Below are 2,589 nucleotides of genomic sequence, written 5' to 3' on the forward strand. Positions count from 1 at the left end.
ATGAAGCAGTACTCCAACCTTTCGGTTAAAATTGCACAAAAGACTTTTTACGCCCGATTTTTCATTTAGAAATCACTATTCTTGGTAGAGGAAATGTTAGAATATTTTTTTATTCCCTAAACCAAGCATATATGTAATTATTTTTGTACAGTATCTTTTTAAAGGTGAATTTGTTTCAACCTATCCTGAAAAGAAATCTTGGTTGCTGATTAAAATGGAACGAGAAAAAATAACCGTTCTTGATATTAAGAGAATGAAGGAAGAGCGTAAAAAAATTGTTATGTTGACTGCTTACGATACTCCTACGTCTCAAATTTTAGATGAGGTAGGGGTAGATATGATTCTAGTGGGTGACTCCTTAGGAAACAATGTTTTGGGATATAAAGACACTCTCTCCGTAACAATGGATGATATGGTTAGACATGTTGCTGCCGTACGCAGGGGAACCAATTACGCATTACTTATCGGGGATATGCCTTTTGGTTCCTGTATAACTCCTGAGATCGCCGCAAAAAACGCTATGCGTCTAGTTCAGGAAGGCGGTGCTGAAGCGGTTAAACCTGAAGGCGGCAGAAGAATAATTGAAGTTGTAAAGGCAATTCTTAACCTGGGAGTCCCAGTAATGGGGCACATCGGATTAACCCCCCAATCCATACACATTTTTGGAGGACATAAAGTCCAAGCAAGAACCGAGAAGGCAATAAAATCGTTACTGGAGGATGCAAAGGCTCTGGATGAGGCGGGTGTTTTCTCAATTGTGCTTGAAGGCATACCCTGGCAGGTTGCCCAGTTGATAACGGAGTCGGTGGAGGCGGCCACTATAGGAATAGGTGCTGGTATTCACTGCGATGGACAGGTTTTGGTGCTGCATGATGCTATAGGGATTAACCAAGGCTTTAAACCCAAGTTTGTAAAGAGATTTGGAAATGTTAGAGAAGCCATTAAAAATGCGGTCATACAATACAAGGAAGAGGTAGAGAAAGAACTCTTCCCCACAGAGGAGTATTCCTATTCTCTAAGAGAAGAAGTAGTAAAAATGTTAAAAAATATAAAGGGATAATCTAAACAAATATCTCTAAATTCAAATGATTTCAATTAAGTATTACCCTGTTAAAATTATTTACCATGAAAATCATTTTCATTCTCTGTCTAGAACGCTTCAGCGTATGTATGTTTTTTAAAAAAATGGATTACAAAAATTCAAATCTAAAGACTTTTTATTCTCTTGTTTATTAGGGCTGGAAAGTAAAAAAGATGGGGAGATTAGGGCTCCATTAATCCATAATTAACTAAGGTTTAGGAGCATAATTTTTTTACCACATAATTTTATGTTTTCGGTTTTTTTAAAACGTATTTATCGATTAATCCGGTTATACCCGCACCTAGGATACTAATTCCAGTCATCTCAAATACAATGTATATCAGTGCATGTCCACCTGAGAGTGCGCCCCCGATGAATATGATTATTAGACCCAAGACGAAACCCAGAGCTTTTCCACTTTTTTCTCTCCAAGCAATAATAGTAAATAATATTAGTGCAGGTAGTACAAGGAGTATCCCAGAAACTAATAGATAGAAGTATGATAAATCAGGAATTAGTAGGGCACTAACCGGATTAGCGAAGGCCGAAATGTAATTATTTCGTAAGTAAAGAGTGTTTATCCAATCTAGTATAGGTTTCCAAATATTGTAACCTGAAAGGTAGAATATGTAGTTAACGAGGTTCACTATGGTGGTTCTGTAGAATGATGATATTGTGTTTACTGCTACCAAAGCAGTCCCAACTAGCAGTGGAAACGTGTACAACTCTCTGATTTTCATTAAAACAATGGGAATTAACAGCGCTGATGCTGCTAAAATCATGCCCAAATTAATTTCTATAAACCATTGACATATGATAATGCGTGGTTCCCCTAAACCAGCGTAGGCGCGTTCAATGCCGTACACTAAGAAGAATGCTAATAGCGTAAGAGTTGTTATTTCTCTCTGTTTCCAATATATTCTGACCAAGTAGCCGATGATAATTATCAATACTGCAAATACCACAATCACTAAACTGATGAAGAGTTTACTAATTGGGAGAAAAAGAAATAGATCCAAATTACCACATCCTTTTCACTGTTTTTCCTACTTCGTTTAGTTTTGATTCTTTTTTTTCTTCTACTTGTTTATCAAGGGTGTAAAATGGTGATAGAGCGTTTATCCTCCCCTTTAAATTGATGGCGGAAAGTCTTGCTATGTGAGAATCCTCCATTCTAACCAGTACAGCCGTTTTTTCGGTGACCTTCATCATATAGGTGTTTTCGTTGTGCAGAGTGTCTCCTACGTGCATTTCCTGGAAAGGAAATTTGCGGTAGAAGTTCAAAATGGGATTTGGAATCTCACCCTTTCTCCCCCAGATTTTAAAGTTAACATCTATTATAAAAATAGCATTTGCGTTCCATCTACCTAGATTAGTTTTTACGAGTTTAATGAGCTCATCCACATCTAGGGGTTCTACGTTGTTGGTGCTCAAATTTTCCACCCTTATATAATATTTATAAAAATTTTTTTTAATTTTCATTAATTCGTGAATTGCTGATTTAAACT

Annotated in this window: 3 protein-coding genes; 1 reads left to right on the forward strand and 2 read right to left on the reverse strand. The window is 36.8% G+C overall.

Features of this window, described 5'->3' with window-relative positions:
- Window positions 1-214: 214 nt before the first annotated feature.
- Window positions 215-1,060, forward strand: a complete 846-nt coding sequence (gene panB / locus ACUVXA_RS19580) for a 3-methyl-2-oxobutanoate hydroxymethyltransferase (protein WP_445872976.1) — start codon at window positions 215-217, stop codon at window positions 1,058-1,060.
- Between the two features lie 266 nt (window positions 1,061-1,326).
- Here the strand turns inward: panB and ACUVXA_RS19585 are convergent, their stop codons facing one another.
- Both ACUVXA_RS19585 and ACUVXA_RS19590 read right to left on the reverse strand, forming a co-directional pair.
- Window positions 1,327-2,100, reverse strand: coding sequence for a hypothetical protein (locus ACUVXA_RS19585; RefSeq protein ID WP_445872977.1), 774 nt, complete (start codon window positions 2,098-2,100; stop codon window positions 1,327-1,329).
- Between the two features lies 1 nt (window position 2,101).
- Complete coding sequence (locus tag ACUVXA_RS19590) at window positions 2,102-2,515, reverse strand: hypothetical protein (protein ID WP_445872978.1); 414 nt, start codon at window positions 2,513-2,515, stop codon at window positions 2,102-2,104.
- Window positions 2,516-2,589 lie beyond the last annotated feature (74 nt).

This window comes from Candidatus Jordarchaeum sp., assembly GCF_052745115.1.